At 38.1% G+C, this 20,218-nt stretch carries 17 protein-coding genes; 6 read left to right on the top strand and 11 right to left on the bottom strand.

From position 1 onward, the window contains the following. Positions 1-43 precede the first annotated feature (43 nt). The 3 genes from BLS33_RS12710 to BLS33_RS12700 all read right to left on the bottom strand — a co-directional run bounded on the left by BLS33_RS12710 (position 44) and on the right by BLS33_RS12700 (position 2,037). Positions 44-685 carry a hypothetical protein gene (locus BLS33_RS12710; RefSeq protein WP_089889512.1) on the bottom strand — a complete coding sequence of 214 codons (642 nt, stop codon included), beginning with the start codon at positions 683-685 and terminating at the stop codon, positions 44-46. Positions 686-792: 107 nt separating this feature from the next. Further along, a complete protein-coding gene (locus tag BLS33_RS12705) occupies positions 793-1,146 on the bottom strand; it encodes a hypothetical protein (RefSeq protein WP_089889509.1) in 354 nt (117 codons plus the stop codon). 36 nt (positions 1,147-1,182) lie between these two features. Beyond that, positions 1,183-2,037, bottom strand: coding sequence for a DUF4412 domain-containing protein (locus BLS33_RS12700; RefSeq protein WP_143017606.1), 855 nt, complete (start codon positions 2,035-2,037; stop codon positions 1,183-1,185). 275 nt (positions 2,038-2,312) lie between these two features. Here BLS33_RS12700 and BLS33_RS12695 point away from each other — a divergent pair, with 275 nt between their 5' ends. Continuing rightward, positions 2,313-2,867: an RNA polymerase sigma factor gene (locus BLS33_RS12695; protein WP_089889502.1), complete on the top strand. Its 555-nt coding sequence runs from the start codon at positions 2,313-2,315 to the stop codon at positions 2,865-2,867. After that, positions 2,860-3,588: a tetratricopeptide repeat protein gene (locus BLS33_RS12690; protein ID WP_089889500.1), complete on the top strand. Its 729-nt coding sequence runs from the start codon at positions 2,860-2,862 to the stop codon at positions 3,586-3,588. The genes BLS33_RS12695 and BLS33_RS12690 overlap by 8 nt, the downstream gene beginning before the upstream one ends. Before the next feature lie 19 nt (positions 3,589-3,607). Here BLS33_RS12690 and BLS33_RS12685 read toward each other — a convergent pair whose 3' ends face one another. From BLS33_RS12685 to BLS33_RS12660, 6 genes are all read right to left on the bottom strand, one after another. After that, complete coding sequence (locus BLS33_RS12685) at positions 3,608-6,529, bottom strand: CHAT domain-containing protein (protein WP_089889497.1); 2,922 nt, start codon at positions 6,527-6,529, stop codon at positions 3,608-3,610. Between the two features lie 137 nt (positions 6,530-6,666). Further along, on the bottom strand, positions 6,667-7,461 hold the full coding sequence (locus tag BLS33_RS12680) for a hypothetical protein (protein WP_143017605.1): 795 nt from the start codon (positions 7,459-7,461) through the stop codon (positions 6,667-6,669). 338 nt (positions 7,462-7,799) lie between these two features. Then, positions 7,800-8,222: a hypothetical protein gene (locus BLS33_RS12675; protein ID WP_089889492.1), complete on the bottom strand. Its 423-nt coding sequence runs from the start codon at positions 8,220-8,222 to the stop codon at positions 7,800-7,802. Positions 8,223-8,306: 84 nt separating this feature from the next. Then, on the bottom strand, positions 8,307-8,729 hold the full coding sequence (locus BLS33_RS12670; RefSeq protein ID WP_089889489.1) for a hypothetical protein: 423 nt from the start codon (positions 8,727-8,729) through the stop codon (positions 8,307-8,309). Between the two features lie 122 nt (positions 8,730-8,851). Beyond that, on the bottom strand, positions 8,852-12,883 hold the full coding sequence (locus BLS33_RS12665) for a two-component regulator propeller domain-containing protein (protein WP_089889486.1): 4,032 nt from the start codon (positions 12,881-12,883) through the stop codon (positions 8,852-8,854). Between the two features lie 841 nt (positions 12,884-13,724). Beyond that, on the bottom strand, positions 13,725-13,931 hold the full coding sequence (locus tag BLS33_RS12660) for a hypothetical protein (protein ID WP_089889483.1): 207 nt from the start codon (positions 13,929-13,931) through the stop codon (positions 13,725-13,727). Between the two features lie 382 nt (positions 13,932-14,313). Here BLS33_RS12660 and BLS33_RS12655 point away from each other — a divergent pair, with 382 nt between their 5' ends. Beyond that, positions 14,314-15,048, top strand: coding sequence for a LytR/AlgR family response regulator transcription factor (locus BLS33_RS12655; RefSeq protein ID WP_089889480.1), 735 nt, complete (start codon positions 14,314-14,316; stop codon positions 15,046-15,048). 108 nt (positions 15,049-15,156) lie between these two features. Further along, a complete protein-coding gene (locus BLS33_RS12650; protein WP_245731432.1) occupies positions 15,157-17,019 on the top strand; it encodes a tetratricopeptide repeat protein in 1,863 nt (620 codons plus the stop codon). On the opposite strand, the gene BLS33_RS12645 is transcribed toward BLS33_RS12650, so the two are convergent. After that, entirely contained in the window at positions 17,009-17,581 is a 573-nt protein-coding gene (locus tag BLS33_RS12645) for a DUF3109 family protein (RefSeq protein WP_089889474.1), read from the bottom strand. The two genes, BLS33_RS12650 and BLS33_RS12645, sit on opposite strands and share 11 nt — an antisense overlap. A 129-nt stretch (positions 17,582-17,710) precedes the next feature. On the opposite strand from BLS33_RS12645, the gene BLS33_RS12640 reads away from it, so the two are divergent. Further along, positions 17,711-18,289, top strand: a complete 579-nt coding sequence (locus tag BLS33_RS12640) for a MarC family protein (RefSeq protein ID WP_089889782.1) — start codon at positions 17,711-17,713, stop codon at positions 18,287-18,289. Positions 18,290-18,361: 72 nt separating this feature from the next. Beyond that, positions 18,362-18,565: a hypothetical protein gene (locus BLS33_RS12635; RefSeq protein ID WP_089889471.1), complete on the top strand. Its 204-nt coding sequence runs from the start codon at positions 18,362-18,364 to the stop codon at positions 18,563-18,565. A 19-nt stretch (positions 18,566-18,584) separates the two neighbouring features. Here the strand turns inward: BLS33_RS12635 and BLS33_RS12630 are convergent, their stop codons facing one another. Beyond that, the gene (locus tag BLS33_RS12630) at positions 18,585-20,207 is read right to left on the bottom strand and encodes a S41 family peptidase (RefSeq protein WP_089889468.1); all 1,623 of its coding nucleotides are present in this window, start codon (positions 20,205-20,207) and stop codon (positions 18,585-18,587) included. Between the last annotated feature and the right edge of the window lie 11 nt (positions 20,208-20,218).

Raw genomic sequence — 20,218 nt, 5'->3', positions numbered from 1 at the left:
TTTTCTATTTATTTAGTGATTTAAACTTTTTTTATTTGGCAATTCATTCTGCTGTATCGGTCAGTTTTTTCAAATCCAATTTTTCGATCATTGCCCAAGTTTCCTCGGGATTCATTTTTACGCCGTTGGCAATGACTCCCAAACGTTTGCCATAAACAAATTGAAGGGCCGTCTCGTTTCGTTTTTTATGAAAGGTCTGTTGCGCGCGAATACCATTAACCGTTATTGCCATGGTATGTTTGTTTTCGTTCTCCTCTTCCATATCCATCTTTGCGGCCATACCAAGGCCTGCTACCATGATGCTTCCCGATGGACCTGCCCCATCTACAAGGCTGACCGAGAATTTCTGCCGTACGGTTTCCGATTCACCCGTATCAGATTTTATGACGATTTCGTTTGTGAAACCACCCTCAATAGAGGCAACGTTCATATAGCCAGTTTTACCTACACCAAAACTTGTCCGCTCCCACCCATTCAAGGATGCGGGCAACCACTCCTTCAACTGCTCATTGGTTAATGGCTTGGCATCCTTTAGTTTTTCGAAGTCGGCATTAGCTTCTTGAGCCCTATCGGCAATGGTAGTCACGTTCGAAACGTTCTGCTTCACTTTTCTCAGTTTTTCTTTTACCTCTCCCGTACACGAAACAAGGGCAAAGGTCACTAATACTATTCCTAGTGTTTTCATTGCTATTAGAATCTTGGTTAAATCTCAATTTGCCATTTAACATCTCGTAATAAACCAAAATATTTCAAGGCTCTACAAGATGTTAAAATGACTCATGTGAAAAATTTTTAATCACAACTTTCTTGATCAATATCGGCCTTGGCTTCTTTTATGGCTCTGTCAATTTCGGCCCGACTTGTATTGGGCACACAGTCATAAATGTCATCTAAAGCATTCAGATAAGCCTTTGCAGCATTTTTATAGTTTGTACAATTTGCCTGGCTTGGTTCTTGGCTATAAGCAGTGGCAGCATTCGACCAAGCCTGTAACTCATTGGTATATTGGTCCGCCCAATTTCCACCGAAACAATTTCCATTGGGATTCAAAGGGTTGTCTTTACTACACCCACTTGTGAATGTGATTATTGCAGCACCACAGCCGATCAAAAAAAGTCTTGTTTTCATTTCTTTAATTGTTTTCATGATTTTAATTCTTAGTTATTGATTATTATTACACTCTTATTTTTGTACTTGCATCTGTAGAAACTCGTATTGAGAAACATCTATTTGCAGAGGTTCCTTTTCCAAGGCAACACAGGTCATCTTAGCACTCTCCTTTGGTTTCTTCTTATTGTGAAAATCCATTTCCATCAACAAACTGTTATCCCCCATCTTTTCAAACCATTTGGGATCAAAGCCTTTAGGCATCTGTTTAGAATTATTACCACTGTACATGCTATTGAAGCTCACTGGAGCATCAAAGGCCACATACATTGTCATTCTGTGGTCTTCACTTTCCATTTCGAAGCCTTGACACGTGAAACCCAAAATTTTCTTCGTGCCAATTTCCTTAAACTCATAATCGCTCAAATCACTTTCTTGGGTAGCTTCGTTGACTATATCAGGATTTGACATTACAGTTCCCGTTTTTCTCCCGCCATTATCCATCAATATTGTAGTTATTGAAAGCGTAGGGTCAATTACCATGAGCATGTTACCCATTACGGTTCCACCTTGTGCCATTTCTGGTCTACTACCAAAGGCCCCGCCATCTTCCGATAAGAAATAATGGAATTTCATATCTCCCTTCTCGTGTGACATCTGTAAGGTATAGCGCCAATCGAACTCGTAAGACTTCGGTAAGGTCGAAGGGTCTACATTAGACCCGCCCATTGAACCGAAATCCATATTAAGAATATCATCGAGGGCTTGATCGGTTTTTTCGGACGTCTTTTGCTCTGTCTTTTTTAAAACCGTTCGTTCTGCCGCTTTTTCGGCACTTTTAGCTATCTTTTTAAAGAATTGCGCCTGAGCATTCATTCCTACCAATAGGAATAAAATAATTAGCAACTTGCTGTTTTTTTTCGTTTTCATTTCTCTGTTTTTTTTGTTCCTGTCAATTTTTCCTAACTCGAATCTAGTATGGACTAGCAACAAATCATATACTATATGTAACCGAACATGCAAGAGATGTAACATGCTATAATTAACCTACCTTTTAAAAAGTTTTTTCTACTTATTTTAAAGGCCTTTACATATAAGCTCTATTTCTTTTACACACATTAGTACCTAACATTCGAAAAGGTCAACATCACGGATAAAAAAATATATATTTAAAGAATGTTTACCTTTTTACTAATAGTACACTAATGAATGACCAGCAGCTGATTGCCCAATTGAAAAGGCGGGACAGAAATGCGCTAAAAGACGTATATCGCGGATACAAGTCCGAATTTTTCAGATTCGCCTCGCGATACACCAAAGCAGATGATACCTTAGAGGATATTTTCCAGGATGCCATTATAGCACTCTACGAAAACGCCCTAGCAGGAAAGCTGGACCACTTGAATGGCAGTCTAAAAACCTACCTATTCAGTACTGGAAAGTTTATGCTTTTTAAAAAGTTCAGGGATACCAAGGAAATAGCCACCGAAGAGACCTATGTTTTTGACCAAAAAGAAAAGGCGGTAATCGATGATGTGTATGAAGATGAAGGCCCTAGCGAATACCAAAAAAAAATGGTGGAAAATTTTAAAAAATTAGGTGACAAGTGTCGTGAAATTTTAGAACTGTTCTATTTGCAAGGCCTAAAACTGGAAGAAATTATGAGCGTACAGGGCTATGATAACAAGAATGTAGTTAAAAGCCAAAAATCGCGCTGTTTGAAATCACTAAAAGAGCTAATTCAACGCAACGATGGATAAACACGAATTGATTAACGGATATTTTGAAGGTTCCCTCTCCGAAAATCAATTGGAGGAGTTAGCACGTTTGCTTAAAACTGATACAGCATTTGCTACAGACTTTGAGTTTCAAAAAGAACTTCAACGTTCGCTCAAAAAAGAGGAGCGTCAAGAAATCAAAGCAATGTTCGCTGGTCTTAACATAGAAGCGACAACAGCAAAAACCAGAGTCGTGCGCATGCGCCCATGGTTGATTGCTGCTTCGTTTGCCTTATTGATCGCACTAGGATCTTGGCTTTTGTTTTTCAACAATACCGACTTGAACACCGACCAGTTGTACGCTGCCAATTTTGCACCTTATGAAAACGTAGTACACCCCATCGAACGTGGTGAACAATTGAAAGATCTCAAAACCAGAGCCTTTACGGCCTACGAGGATCAAGACTACATGTTGGCACTTAAACTCTTCGAAGAACTACAAATACAGCAGGGCGACCCATACATCGACTTTTATGAGGCTGTTGTGTTGATGCAATTGAATCGGCACCAAGAGGCCGCTTCAATACTGGAAACCTATATTAAAAATGATGGCCAACTGAAAGATCGTGCCAGATGGTATTTGGCACTTTCATACCTTAAACTTCGAGCGATTACCAAAAGTGAAGACCAATTGCAGAAACTAATAGACCGAAATGGCTTTAAACAAGAAGCGGCAAAAGAGCTATTGAAAAAACTCGACTAGCGAGACCCTGTGAATTTCATCACCTTTTCATATTTATTTTAATGTTGAAAGTACTTCGATTACTACGAAAAAAATTTCTACGCCCAACAATGTAGAGAAGAACAATTCCTAAAATCAAAACACCCATAACAGTATATTCCCAAAAGTGATTGGGGCTTATGGGTGACACATCTCCTGAAACGACAAAAGCAGACCAATAGTAAGGGTGCTTCAACAGGTTATCATCAGTACTTGCCAGATATTTGAGCTTCGCCTTTCGCAAAGCTTCCGATTTACCCTGTCCGTTACTTAACCCCTCATAAAAGTACTTCATTAACTTTACGCTGCTTTTGTCGTTGATTTTCCACAGGGTATTCACCAATGATTTCGCACCGGCATAATAAAAGCCTTTTGAAAGGCTCAGCATGCCTTGCCCTTTTTGTAGTTTTCCGATGCCGGTCTGGCAAGCGCTCAAAGTCACCATATCGGCATTTAAGGTGATATTGTAAAGGTCTTTAATATAAAGAATGTTGCCCTCGCTACTATCTTTCCCCTGACTAAAAGCCAAATACGAATAATCAGGATACTCATCATTGGCCGAGGCATGTGTGGCCAAATGAAGCATATTGAAATGTGAATTCTTCATTTTAAAACTGGCCAAGGTGGCTTTTTCGTCCAGAACGGTTTCGGTATCGTAGAACGAACTAATATTAGCTACCTCATCATCGTTATAAAGCAATTTTCCGAATTGTCGGTCGGTACTCGACACTACAGCATCGGTAAAATTCGGGGCAAAGGCCAAAACCTTGTTCTTGCTAATCGATCTTTTTTTGTTGAGCGCGATTAGGGAGGCAACTGAATTACCATAACCAATACTCTTTGTTTTTAATAAATAAGACCCATTTTCATGCAAAATGTCAAATGGTAGATAATAAAGTTCACCATCGGGAATTATAGTCAGGTTTTGCCCCTTGAAATATTTCAAAGGTTCTTTTAGAAGTTTGTCGAAAAGATTTTCACCTAAAATAATCACTTCTTCTTCCGCTCCGTTTAAATCCGGTTTTGAAAGTAGCCGATAAAATTTGCGAATATCTTCCCTGTCGGCCTCCGAGAAGGGGAGTTTTATAAAGTTTTCATCTTTGTTGTCGAGAACAATAATGTAAAGATAATTATCGGTCATCGTATAGGATAGTAAAGTATTCCCATCTCCAATAACAGTATTCCGTATCGTCGCAAGATCCATGGTTTGGCTACCATATTTTAAATCGTGGTATTTTGGATATTTCTGTTTCAACGTGTCCAACAAACCATAATATTTTTGTTTCAAGATAAAAAGCTGGTCTGAAAATTCGGTTGTGCCGCCAGTGGTGTCGAAAATTTCTTTTTCAAAATGGGTGATTTCTGCTCGCAGTTGCGCCTCTTTATCCATTACTTTTTGCGGCACATCACCGTATTGGACCGCCTGCGCATTACGAAGGGCTTCCAACAAAACAAAATCTTTATTTTTTTCAGCAATATTAAGAGCTAGTTCCAGCACTTCTGGCGAATGGTCGCTTTTGTAAGCCATAAAGGCAACCCCCATCATACGATGGAAGATAGGATAGGCTTTCTCGGCCAGAAACTGTTTGTCGAGTTTGCTGTCGAATTCTGTTTTTAGCAGGTCGAAAGTTTCTAAAATGTTATTGCTTGTTTTTAGCATCGCCTCTAGAACCGAGGCATCGCTTGCTTTTTCATAGGTGCCTTGCAAAAGTTGCAATTTTACATCTAGTAAATGTAGTAGTTGAGTTTTTGAAAAAACCTGGGTCGGATTTGGATTATGCTTATAATCTGTGATTTTAATATTACTTCCCTCAGCATTGAAGGCTATTTTAACCGTTTTCAGCCCTTCTTGATAGTTTTTTTGCTTTAAGTAAAGTTCAGCAATCTTTCCTTGGACTTCGGCAATGTCTTGGTGGGGTTGGTTTTGGCGGTATTCTTGAAAAAGTCGAAGTGCTTCTTGGTAGCTTTCCAAAGATTTTTCATCGTTCTTAAGACCAGAATAAATATCTCCATATAAGATCAGATAATCTTTGTAGAAGGGGTCATTATCTAAAAGATATTCTTGGGCTTCTTGTAAATTGGATAATGCCTTTTGTAGATTTCCTTGGTCTATTGCAATTTCCACCAACTTGCCATAGGCCGCATTCACATTGTTTTTATAACCTTTATTTTTGGCATACCGAACTTTATAAGCACCCAGAACCTCATTAAGAATAGTATTGGATTTCTTATAGTTTTGGGTAAACCTATGTAACTGGGCCAACAATTGCAGCGTAGCTAATCTATAAGTTTCCGATTCGTCAACTGGATTGCTTTGAATGAAATTTAGCGATCGGTTAAAATAGGTCTCTGCCAAATCATATTTCGAATTATGACTATAGATTAGTGCAAGATAGTTTGTGGTATGAATTAAGAGGTTGTACTCGTATTCATCTAACTTGACGAGTTCTTTTTTTGAAAGAAGGGTATACAGCTTTTGAAAGTCTCTCTTTGCCTGATCATACTCTAGTAGGTCATAGAAATAGGTGGCCTTTTCATAAATAAACCTATTTTCATAATATTGGTAATCGTCTAATGCAATACGAACATCCTCATTTGTCAGAATAGAGTCAATTTCTTGTAAAAAAATCTGATGATGCTCTATATCACCATGTTTTCGGGCTGTTAAAATCAATCCAAAAAGAATTTCAATCGCGTCGGAATGGTGTTGTAATTCTTCTGCGTGTTGTAATGCCAGTCGGTAATAAAAAAAAGAACTGTCTTTTTTAGTGTTGGTCAACTCCAAGCCCTTGAAATAAAACTTTTCTACCAATTTTTCTTTATCGGCGATATTCTGAGATACTGCACCTACCGAAACAAAGAAAAAAAAGACCAATAGGCAAGTACTGCGCATGTATTTGATATAAAAAGTTTTCTTTTTCATTTATCGCTCATTCTTCGGGGCATAAAATGATTGAAGAAATTACTTCTAAATACGCTAAGAATTTTAAGGTACTGAAAAAACAAGATTCCCAAAAATATACAATTACATCTTTGGGAACTTGCGCTAAATTCTTTCTGCTAAATGCCCTCTGCAACCACAATTGGTACATTATATATCTCATCTTTTTTGGAAACTTCCATTGACAATTGAGAGCCTATTGAAGAAGATATCGTAAGTGCATATTCATAATACCCATCAATTACCTTGCTTTTTCCAATTAGCTCTGCTTTACCTATCGTCTGGCCCTTCCCGGATTTAATGATTACTTGGTCAAGTCTATCATTAGTCAAGACAATATGCTCTCCTAATGATAAAGGAACATCACAGGCTTTAAAGGCTCGTTTCGGAATTTTGCAACCGCCCACAGTTTTGGTTTTGGGCAAAGTGGCATAATTGACACCACTAATTTCGAAATAAGCATATGAGACCTCTATGCCACACTCTTTTAGTTTCTCGTCCATTTCCCATAGTTTTTTTTCAGCATCTGAATCCCCTGCTGAAGCAAGTTCTGCCAATTCATCGGCAATGAATCCTAAAAAAGAACATATGGCCTTTTGTATATCTAACAATTGTGTTTCATATTCAGAGAAAGACTTCATCGTCAATTCTAATTTGGGTATCAAATCTTTTCTGCCCCCATCGATTAATTCTTCCAATTGTCTCTTTTCAAAATCAAGTTTGGCGAGCTGATTGAGCACATAGAATTTATGCAGATCCAATTCAAGAATTTTTTGTGGTTCTTGAATTTCATGAGACATCCGCCCTCTAAAATCGACAGCGGCCAAATCTTCATTTTCAGCAGGTTTTTCTTTTGAACAAGAGCCTACCGTAAAAACGAATGCGATGGCAAGTAAATAATTCATTGTTTTCATAATTTTATAGTTTTATACTTATTGGTGTCTTTTTTTTGAAAAAGTAAACATGGTTTTTGACTTTCTTGACAGGCATAGACCCACATCTCTCCTCTTAAAAAATTTGAAAATAATAGCTAGCAAGTACGGTTCAAGAAAATATGTGTAAACAGCACGATTTTCTATATCACCGGTAAACTTAACATAGGCATCAATAAACTTTATGAATTAGAAATAATTTGCCCAAAGTGCTGCAACGATTAGAAAGGTGGCCAAAATAAAAATACCCAAAAAAACCATGTTAATCCCTCGTTCAATTTTTTTGCTTGTCATCTCCTTAAGTTTTTCTCAAATTCTTATCAGTGTGTTCTTAGCGTTATTTCTCCCTTTTTGTTTGAAATTATGCGTGCCGTTCTGTTCCCAAGCTTAATCTTATCACCCAATGCAATGTCTTCCCCAGCCAAAAATGGCTCTTCCTGAAAAACTTGTCGGTTCGAATAGATAATCACCTCGGTGTCTTTCTCAGGTTTAAGCCCGTAGTCGTCTAAAATATAGTTTCCCTTTAAGAGACCTATGTAAAACTTACTATTAGGAAAAGCATTCTCAACCTCTTGTCTCTTCAGTTTTTCAAAGGAGTTGAACAAAACCATATGGGTTACTACCTGAGTGTTGGCACTTACTACCAATATTACCTTAGTTTCTTTGGTACTATGGGTCTGTGCCCGTACTACTGAACAGGTTCCCAAACAAATTATAAGTAATAAACATTTAAGCTTGTTCATCAAATAGTTCTTAATAATTCAAGTTTTACCGTCACACATTTTTATAGTAATTTTTTCAGGGTTCGAAACCAAGATTACCATGGTTTATTCCCCTTCCCCAAAAACCGATTCGCAATTTGTTTCATTGATTTGCCTTTGAAGGTCACTTCTAAGTTTTTCTACATCCCTTCTATGTTCTTGGTTCCGTTTACTATTACGTTCAGGACAATAATCGTCTAAAAGATGATTTACATTATCCAAATTGCTCCAGTATAATTCGGCAGCCTCAAGATTTGCTTTGCATTTTTCGTAAGATTGCATATTACCCTCTGAATCAGGTGTCAACATTTGAGCGTTATACTCATCTCTTAGAGCACGCATATACGCAGGAATCGTCTGATGATCAGGAAACAAACAGGTTTCCCCTGTATTCTCACCTATTCTCTCTTCAATATCTTCGCCCAAATTCTCACATGAAGCCAATAGATGAAAAAAACACAAACCGATTAATGTGTACTTCACTTTCATACCAACTAAAAATTCAGAAACATCTATTTTATCAATGAATCAAAGCTATTGAAGCAAGCACACAACGAATATTACATATGTAACAATGTATGCAATAGATGTAACACAGTGACTAATGTTGGTCAATTAGGAGATTGAAGATACTCTGAGGGTGTTTTTTTATAAGTTTCCTTGAAGCATTTGATAAAATAAGACGGGGTATTAAAGCCTACGGTATAGGCCACCTCATTAATGGTAATGTCAGTAGTTTTTAAGATTTGAGCAGCCTGCCGTAAACGTTGTGAACGAATAAATTCGGTAGTACTTAGGCCCGTGTAGGCCTGTAATTTACGGTGCAATTGCATACGGCTCATGCCTATACGTTCGCCAAATGCCGCGGCATTGAAACTTGCGTCCGACAAATGTTCGTCCAAAATTCGCTGTACCCGATTCAAAAAAATCTCATCTGTGGGCGTAATCGCAATATCTTTTGCCTCAAGTACCAACTCTTGGCTGTAACGGCTTCGAAGCCTTTTTCTAGTTGCTATAAAATTTGCCACACGCGTTTCAAGTATACTCAACTTGAAGGGTTTGGTTATAAAATCATCTGCACCCGAGCGCAGGCCTCTTAGTTCATTCTCTTCGCTTATACCTGCAGTAAGCAAAATAATGGGGATATGGCTCGTACGTTCATCTGTCTTTAGTCTATTACACAACTCTATACCGTCACAAATGGGCATACGCACATCGCTGATGATAAGGTCAGGTACAATTTCCAAAGCTTTTTCGACACCCTTCTGTCCATTGTACGCCTCGTACACCTCATATTTTGTATGCCATACCGATTTCAGAAATTCACGTACCTCTTTCTGATCCTCAACAATCAAAAGTATCGGACGAACCCCTTCTTTTTGACCTACCTGCAAACTTTCACCGCTTACCAACGCAGTATTCGAAACCCTATCAGGAATCTCTGAGGTTGTTTTACAAAACTCCTCTTTTCCAAATGCTCCTTTTTCAATAGGTAAACGTATTTGAAAGTGAATAAGATCTTCGCGCTCCATAGCTACGGATGTCTGCCCATGATACAAATGTACTAGTTCTTTCACCATTGAAAGTCCTATTCCCGCTCCATCGGCATGAGCATCCTGCTGGTAAAAGCGTGTAAACAATTTATCAACATCAATATCTGAATGCTTTTCCACGGTGTTCTTCACGCTAATCAATATGTTGTCCTCTGACCGTATAGCTTTGAAATGACACTCACCTCCTTGACTTCCATATTTAAAAGCATTGGAGAGTAAATTGGTAACGATTTTCTCCAGAGCATCTTCATCGAACCAAGCAACGTCTAAATTTTCAATGGTTATAGTATATGTGATATTTCTCTCCTGCGCCTTATACTCAAAGGAAGTAGTTATCATTCCCAAAAAAAGTCCAAGGTTGCCCTTGTCTATCCTTAACTTCAATTCGCCTTTTTCGAGTTTGGCCAAATGTAGCAGTTGGTCTACCAAGGCTATTAATCGTTGGGTGTTTCGTTTGATCATCGAAAAGCTCACGAAATCGTTATGTGACAATTTTCCTTCTGCCATTTTCTTATCCACAGGGGCCGAAATTAATGTCAAGGGTGTGCGAAATTCGTGTGAAATATCGGTATACAGTTTAGATTTAAAATCATTTAGCTTTTTAAGCCTTTGAGTTTCTTCTTCCTTTCGCTCAAGGTCAAGTTTCACTTTCCATCTCCAAATTACATAGCGATACACTCCAAAAATCAATGCCATGAATAACACCGAATAGACGATTTTCGCCCAGGAACTTAGATACCAGGGAGGTGCTATCGAAAAACTATAGCTTGCAGGGCTTTCGTTCCAAACCCCATCGTAATTGCTACTTTTTACCAAAAATTCATAATCTCCTGGAGGCAATTGTGTGTATCTTGCAAAATTGGTGTTTCCCGAAGAAACCCACTCGTTGTCATAGTTCTGCAATTTATACTGATACTGATTCTTTTCGGGAAGGGAGTATTGCATGCTAGAAAAACTGAAAGACAGTGTGTTTTGGTCATGCCGCAGTTCTCTATTTTTTTGAAGGGGATAAGGTTGGTTCAAAATATCCAGCCCGGTAATAGTTGTTTTAGGAAGTATATTGTTTTCTCTAATTTGATTAGGTTTAAACCAATAGAACCCCTCTAACCCTCCGAAATAAAGCGCGCCATTTTTATGTTTATAATAGGCACCGGTATTGAATTCGGTGGCGAGCCCGTCATAGTTGGTATAATTTGTGATTTGCGGCTGTGATTGCCAGTTATCGCCAGGAGTAAATCTTGTGATTCCCTTATTGGAGCTCAACCATAGGCTTCCATGACTATCGGGCAATATGGCGTAGATAACGTTGTTGGCCAACCCATCTTGTATATTGTAATTATAGAATTTTTGACTTTTGGTGTCAAAAGCGTCCAACCCGCTTCCGTTTGTGCCGATCCACAAGATACCGTTCGGTGCGAAATATAAGGTCTTCAGACTATTGTTCGACAACGAGTTTTTCTTTGGGTCATTAACGTAATGCATGAATTTGCCTGTTTGAAGATCCAAATGAACAATTCCATCAGCATCGGTAGCCATCCACAGATTGCCGCTATCGTCTTCTGTAATCGCCCTAATGTTATTACTAGAGAGCCCAGAATCATATTTGTACGAAAGAATTTCCCCCTTTTCCTTATTGAATTGCACTAGGCCTTGCTCCCGGGTACCCAACCAATATCTATTCTTACGATCTTTATAAATAGTCCAGATGGTATTTGCCGACAGGCTAGGATTACTTGTTGGTGAAAATTGCGTGAATTGGCCGTCATTGTCCAAAATGTTAAGTCCGCCACCCTGAGTACCGATTAAAAGATTACCATCGGTATCGGTTTGCAAGGCCATAATCCTATTGGAGGAAATGGTATTGGTGTCACCCGCCTCAGCGATAAATGTTTGCCAGCTGTTGGTTTCCGGTTGATATTGGGTCAACCCCTTTCCTGATGTGCCGACCCATACATTATCATCTTTATCCAAAGTAATGGCTCGTACCACATCAATGCTAATACGCTCTGGGGTCTGATAATTGGTAAACGAATTGAATTTCTCAAGGTACTCATCATAATAGCTCAGCCCGGCACCATCGGTTCCATACCATAATGTACCGGAATAATCTTCATATATACAGAGGATATCGTCATAATGCAAGGCCTGCGGATTGTGTTTTTCGGAGCTAAAATGTTGTATTTTTTCTTGCTCAAAGTTTATCATATATAGTCCTCGACCGTAGGTAGCGACCCACAACCGATCTCTTGAATCTATATATAAATCGATAATATTGAGATTTTGAGGTAGTGGATCGGTAAAATCAAGGTCCGAAATACGCCGAAGACCATTACCCCCAATTTCCCCAAAATACAGTCCGTCACCATATGTACCAATCCACTCCCTACCCATCTTGTCCAAAACGATATCGCTAAAATTTACGTCGATTGGCTCCCCATATAGGGTAGTTGGTTCTATATATTCCGATTTGAAGGTAGCTGGGTCAAACAAGATGATTTTCTTCTCGGTGGTGAGCAAGAGTTTTCCATCGGTATGTTGGACAATATTGAAAATGGTTGTGTTGAGTTGGTCTGACGACAATACCTGCTCCACCTTATATTCAGAACCCCCCTTTAAATCCGGTTTCACACGAAATAATCCGTTATTATAAGTGCCAACCCAATAATTCAATTTATCACCTTGAATGAGCGTGCTGGCATCATTGATTCCTGGTAGTGATTCGAATATTTCCGCTGTTGGTTCGAATTTTCTGAGTGTGCGATCCATGGGAATTATCCAAACCCCGCCCTGTCTATCAGTATATACTTTGCCGAGATTACTGTAATCGGGTTTGGTAATATCTACAAAGGTATAGGGGAATGTAGTAAATGACCTGCCGTCGTACCGATTGAGACCGTCTTGTGTAGCAATCCACAAATACCCTATACTATCTTGAGAAACAGATATGGCACTATTCTGGGAAAGCCCATCTTTAATTGATAATTGTCTAAAAGTAATTTGTGATTGTGAAAAAAGATGGCAATTGCCCACAAAAATTAAGACAAGACCCACGATTTTTGAGAAGTTAACTACGATTTTCTTTTTTTTCATAGCTATTCAAAATATTTTTCTCATTTCCCAAATTTAAACTGTACACCCGCAATCGCCCTGTTAACGAAACATTTTGACATAAAAAAAGCCAGAATATATGATTTCCAGCTTATAAAATAAACAAATAAAAGTTAATTATGATACCGCCAAACCGTACGGCCCCTCCGATGTATCAAAATTGATTCATGTTGCATTTGCTGCTGACTTAGGTAGTTCCCCCGAAACCTATTTGTCAAGCAAAATACGAAACCAACAAGTTGGTTAGGCATTCAAGATGCAACAATTCATCAGATAGGCTGTCTATAAACACTAACATGCTCTTTTTTCAACATGTGTCCTAAGAGCCGTACCTATGGGTTGGCAGTTTCATAAAATCATTACAATTTCACTGTATATTATTAGTTTAAAAATGTTATTAAAATTCCAATATGTTCTCACTTCAAGGTTAAAACAATCCAACCTTCCTCCCTAAAAAATACAATTCTGCATAGGCAAGAGTTAAATTGATACAACACCTATTTCAGCCTCAAATAATACCGCTTTTGAACGACTAAAACTGCATTTAAATCGCCAATATCTACTATTTTATTACCCCTTTTAATTGTTGAACATACTTAAAACAAGCCCAAAATTCTCAAGTTAGGCTACTATCATAAAGCGATTTTCCATTTTTATTTAAAAGCATCAAGCATACTTAATGTCTTTCAGACATACGACTTACTTTAAAGATAACGAATTAACTTACAAAGTTTTCATTTTCAATACTTTATTTATGAAAACCGAAACAATTTCGAAAAAAACGAACATTGATAGCCGATACATCTATGTGTCAGTGTAATCATTAATTATCGACGACATGTACATATGATGAAACTTGTTGTTGTTCAAAATCCGTTGATACTGCTTTTTGTTCGACCAAATCTTTAATGTGAACCTTTTCGTGCACGGCTAAATCTTGACCTTTGCTGTTATTTGCTTCCGGTTCAATATAAATAGTAATAACCAAGGCCGCTATGAACAGTATAAACATTACTACACATTTTTTCATGACTTCGGAATTAGTTTTTATAACTCGTACTTTCTAATTTTCACCCATATGGGGAAACCGAAAACAGTATATCTATTTTAATCTTGCCCTAAAGTATATGATGCATACCCACGTCGAAAGTCATATTGTATAAATGGTAAGGTATTCTGTATAAACGGTAAACACCCCATAAATAAGGGCAAACCGATGGTGCTGCTAATTGTGTCTAAGGATAAATGGTCAACGGCAATCCCGATTTAGTCTAAATTCGTACCGATTGTACTCAAATTATATCCATCGGTACATCTTTTCTTTGAAATCGCATACTTAATTTTATATTTGGGTAACTTACAGAATCTCAAAGTCGCATTAACCACAACCATTTTTTTACACCTTATATAATATGTTGGAAGCCGTAATAGTCGATGACGAAATAAAAGCCCTACAAAGCCTATCTTGGGAACTTACCAATTTTAGCAATGAAATAAAGGTGAACGCATCTTTTACCGATCCAATGGAGGCGTTGGACTATTTGGACAGTAATACACCTGATTGTTTATTTCTTGATATTGAAATGCCTACAATGGATGGTTTTCAATTCATACAAAAATTAAAGAACAAGAATTTTCCGGTGGTTATAACCACTGCCTATAACCAATACGCCATTAAGGCCCTTAAGAACGAGGCCATTGATTATCTATTAAAGCCTATTGATACCGATGACTTGAAAGACACCATTGTCAAAATTAAAAAGTTTAATGCCAAAAATTTCACGGCGGAAAGATTAGAAAAAATACTTCTGAATTTTAATTCGAATTCCGTGCATAAAAAGATAACACTCAACACTGATGGAAAGTTGATGTTCTTGGAGAGCGACGAGATACTGTATGCCGAATCTGATGGGAATTATAGTACTATATTTCTTTCCGATGGACAAAAGATTGTCTTAACCAAAAAATTAAAGGAAGTTAATGAGCTTCTCCCTCAAGATTCTTTTTTTCGTATCCACAATTCTTATATCATAAATTTAAATAAGATAAAGGAATTCCTCAAAACAGACGGCTACGTCGTGCTAAAGTCGAATCATAAAATACCTGTCTCTAGACAAAAGAAGTCGGATTTTCTTGACATGTTATAGGATATTTCTATGCTGTCACCTACCCTACATATTTACTTCAAAAAGGCTTTGGCCTCAGTTGTGTGGGGCAGACGAATTATTGTTTTATTCCTTTTTTGCCTTTTTTACGTGAGCTCTTTTTCACAGGTTGTCCCGACAAGTTTTAAAGCAACAGTCGACAGTCTTATTTCGGCCAAACCCAAAACCTATTTTGGAATCGACCAAGCCATTGGGTCAAAAGTCAACGACACCCTTCTTATGCTCTATTTTGCCGATGTAGCAGGCGAAAAAAAATATTTGTATGGTCAAACGTATGCCCTGAATCAGATGGGGAGACGCTATCGTTATATCTCACAATTCGATAGAGCGCTAGCTCTACATGAAAAGGCTCTTGAAGTCGCGAAAGAAGCAAAAAGTCTTGAATTTGAGGTTTATAGCCTTAATATGATCGGGGTCGTATATCGTAAAATAGATGCGATAAAATTGGCACTCGACTACACTCAAAAGGCGTTTGATTTAGCAGATTCTGTCAAAAACAAGTCAAAAGGAATCAAGAAAAGCATTACTGTATCATTGAACAACATTGGTAACATTTACCAAACAATGGAACAGTATGATCTTGCATTGGAAAAATTTCGAGAATCATTGATAATCGAAGAAGAACTAGGGAGTAAGTTGGGCATGGCCATCAATAACCAGAACATCGGTGAATGTCTAGAAGCTCAGGGAGATTTAAATGGGGCACTTAAAAAATACAAAACTTCTTTGGCCTACAACGAGGAAATAGATTCTGAAATGGGCCGTATTATCTGTGATAATAGTATCGCAAAGATATTTATAAAACAAGATAGGCCTGAGCAAGCTTTAGAGATCCTCGATAGGGCATTAACCGTAGCGAAAGAGCTAAAAAACCAAGAGGTAATATCGGGCACTTATGTTAACTTGGGCTGGGGGTTGATGCAATTGAAACGTTATGATGAAGCAGAGAAAAACCTACAAGAGGGCCTGCAACTCGCCATGAATTACAACCTGCCAAGTACCATTTCACAGGCTAATGAACTATTATCGGAACTGGCGATTAAGAAAGAAGACTATAAGAGTGCTTTGGAATACTATAAAAAAGCCAGGCATTTTGATGATGAAATTTCGAGCGATCGGAACATTCGCTATGTTTATGACATCCTACTTCGCCATAATACAAATAAACAAAGCCAAGGTTACGAAGAGGAGATTCGAAAAACCAATCAAAAAACCGATACGATTTTGTTGATTACAGGTATTGCCTTGGCACTATTGGCCGGTATATTCTATATTCTCTACCGTCAGTATCAGCTTAAAAATGAAAAAAAATTATTGACCTTAGAGCAAAGTATGCTCCGTAGCCAGATGAATCCGCATTTTCTGTTCAATTCTTTGAATTCTATCAAATTGTACATCATTAATAACGAACAGAAGAACGCGGTACATTACCTAAATAAGTTTTCAAAATTAGTGCGCAAAATACTAGAAGCATCTTCTTTAAGGGAGATACCATTGGCCGAAGAATTGGAAACGGTAGAATTGTATATGAATATCGAGAATATTCGCTTTTCGAACGAAATTAACTTTACAATTACCGTAGCCGATGATATCAACGTACATCAGGTAAAAATTCCTTCTTTGATTCTTCAGCCCTTTTTAGAAAATGCGCTATGGCATGGTCTCTCGTCTAAAAACGACGAAAAGAAAATAAACCTAAATATTACAAAAGATGATAAGGGTTTTATGCATATCAGCATTATAGATAATGGTGTTGGCCGTAAAGCCGCTGAAAAAATAAAGGAGAGTAAGGTGCTCAAAAGAAAATCGGTAGGAATTGCCATTACCAAAGAAAGATTGGCAAATTTTTCAAAGGATTACCAAAATTCGTTTGATATAGAGATAATAGATCTTTACCATGACGACGATACTTCGGCAGGCACACAAGTAATACTACACATACCTACAATTTAGTGTATTCTTCCGCCACTAGTTCCAATTCGGCATACCATTTTGTACCGAATTTACGTATCAAGGCTTCTTTGACAAATTTATAGATAGGCACTTTCAGTTGTTCGCCAAGAGCGCAAGCGGGGTCACAAATTTCCCATTTATGGTAATTAACAGCCGTAAGCTCTGTATATTGTCGAACCCGTATCGGATACAAATGGCATGAAACCGGTTTTTTCCATTTGGTCGCCCCTTGTATATAAGCTTCCTCCAAACCACATTTGGTAATACCGTTCTCGGAAAATGTAACAAAGGCGCATTCGCTACCATTTACTAGTGGGGTTTCCCATTCTCCATCATCTCCTTTAACAAAACACCCTTGTTCGTCAATTGCAGCAATACCTTCTGGGCGTAAGAAGGGTTTTACCTTACTATAAATATCCACGAGTATCTCGGTTTCTTTCTCTTCCAACGGTGCTCCCGCATCTCCGTCTATACAACAAGCCCCTTTACATGCATTAAGATTGCACACAAAATCTTGCTCAATAATTTCTTCTGATATTATAGTTTTTCCTAACTGGAACATGTGATTTGAATCTGGGACCAAAGATAGTTTTTCCAACGTACTTTTTATATAATAAATCTATGTAACTCACTAGAAATCCGCATAGGAAAATGTAGCTTTGCCGAAAATTTCAAAGCTATGTCGTTAAATCTGAATTTTGACATCAGGGAAATAACTACTGCAACAATGATACTCTTTGCAGTTATCGATATTTTAGGAAGTATTCCTATTATTATTGGCCTTCGCAATAAAGTGGGGCATATACAATCTGAGAAAGCGTCAGTCGTAGCTGCCATCATCATGGTTGCTTTTCTATTCGTAGGGGATGAAATTCTAAACCTCATTGGAATCGATGTGAATTCTTTTGCCGTCGCCGGAGCCTTTATAATTTTCTTTTTGGCCATAGAAATGATTTTAGGGATTTCATTGTACCACGATGACGAACCCGAAAGTGCTTCAATAGTACCCATTGCATTCCCTTTAATAGCAGGGGCAGGGACGCTTACCTCACTACTATCGCTCAGAGCTGAATACGACGTTGAAAACATCATCGTTGCCATTATGATCAATACCGTTTTTGTATACCTTGTTTTAAAGTCGTCGCGCCGTATTGAAAAAGTGCTGGGTAAAAGTGGCGTAAATATTATTAGAAAAATATTTGGAGTAATTTTAATGGCGATAGCAGTAAAATTGTTTGCAGCGAACATCAATGAGTTGTTCAACGCTTAACTAATTAGATAAACCTCAAGCTTTCATTGATTGTAGTCTGAACACGGCTATACCCAATTATTTTATAAAACTATGAACAAGACTTTAACAATTATATTGATTACGATGGCCGTTTTACTAATCGCCTATAACGTAACCTTGGTAAATTTCGAAAATCCGTTGGAAGGCAATAGTGTTATTGCTTTGATCGGCATTGTAGCGTCGTTATGTGCCATAGTGCTATTGCTCATTTATCTTACTTCTAAGAAAATTCAGAAAAAAATAGAGAAAGATTAAACGGCATTTCAGCGAACCGTCAGTTTGAGGCACCTATACGATCAGTTTCTTTTTGAGATGCCGCATTTGGCATATCAATTTGGAGCACCTGCTGGAGCATTGTATCAGCACTGCTTCGAATTTCAGCACTAAGGTTGGGGTCGTATAACTGTTCGGCCAAGGCAGCTTTCAAATAAAGTTTAATGCGGCCTTCGAAATCATAGAAATTCATTTTAAGCCTTTGGGCAACCAAATAATCAAGAAACCGTTCAAAAAGAATATCGTCTACTCTAAACTCACTAACGAACTCTTCGCGGGACAGCCCCTCATAAAGCGCTCTATTTTCATCGAGATGTTCAAAAACAAAATAGGAGAACAAACCTTCAATACTTTCCAACACCTCTTCTTCGTTAGTGCCAATAGGCACGAAAACATCAGGAATAATACCCCCACCCCCGTAGACCACCTTACCTTTAGGCGTAGTGAATTTAAGTGAATCAGCCACTTTTATACTATCAACGGATACCATTTCGCCACTGTGGTATCTATCAATAAATTTCTGATAATAGTCTTTGTTTCCCCCGTCATAAGACTTCTGAATAGAGCGTCCAGTGGGTGTATAATATCGCGATACGGTCAATCGCACTGCCGAGCCATCACCTAGATCCATTTCACGTTGGACTAACCCTTTTCCAAAGGAGCGACGCCCAATAATAGTGCCTACATCATTGTCTTGTAGAGCCCCGGCAATAATTTCACTGGCAGAAGCAGAGCGTTCGTTAATAAGCACATAAACGGGTTTGTCTTCAAAATCACCATCGTCTGTAGCATAAATTTTATCAACCTTTCCTTTTTTGTTTTTAGTAAACAGAATGAGTTTGCCTTCCTCTAAGAATTCATCGGCCATTTGTTCGGCAATACCTAAATAACCCCCAGGATTATCTCTAAGATCCAACGTCAGTTTCTTGGCGCCCCGCTTTCGCAGCTCTTTAAGTGTCTTCTTAAATTCCTTAAAAGTTGATTCCGCGAAACGATTTACCTTAAGATACCCCATATCGGGTGTAAGCATATAATATGCCTCGACACTCTTTAAGGGCACAACATCACGTTTTACCGTTACATTGAATGTTCTATCCTCCGTTTTTCGATAGACCCTTAAGTTTACCGGCGCCCCTTGTTTGCCCTTGAGTCTATCTATGATAGCCTCATCAGATATATTTTTTCCGTACAAGGTATCATCGTCAGCCATTAGAATGCGATCACCTGCCTTTATGCCATTCAGAAAACTTGGCCCATTTTCAATGGTTCTTATTACAGAAATGGTATCCTTGTAAGGATAAAAATTAATACCTATCCCAACAAAATCACCTTTCATATTCTCCGATATCTTGCCCATTTCCTTTTTTGGAATGTACACCGAATGTGGGTCCAATTTTTCCAAAATATTGTTCACGGTAACATCGACAATACTATCCGTATTGATTTCGTCGACATATTCATAATCGATATAATCAATCAGTCGATTGAGCTTGTCTTTTTTGGAGTTTGAGCTAAAAAGCCTCTCAGGAGAATCTGTAAAGTGAAGCTTACCCCCTACGAATATGCCCAACGCCAAAGTGGCGGCTATTACAGTCGGCCAGATGTAGGTGTGTTTCTTTCTCATTACTATCGTTT

The organism is Kriegella aquimaris (assembly GCF_900103215.1).
GTDB classification, from domain to species: Bacteria; Bacteroidota; Bacteroidia; order Flavobacteriales; family Flavobacteriaceae; genus Kriegella; species Kriegella aquimaris.
Note: the sequence above shows the minus strand (reverse complement) of the source record. Positions and strands in the feature narration are given on the sequence as shown.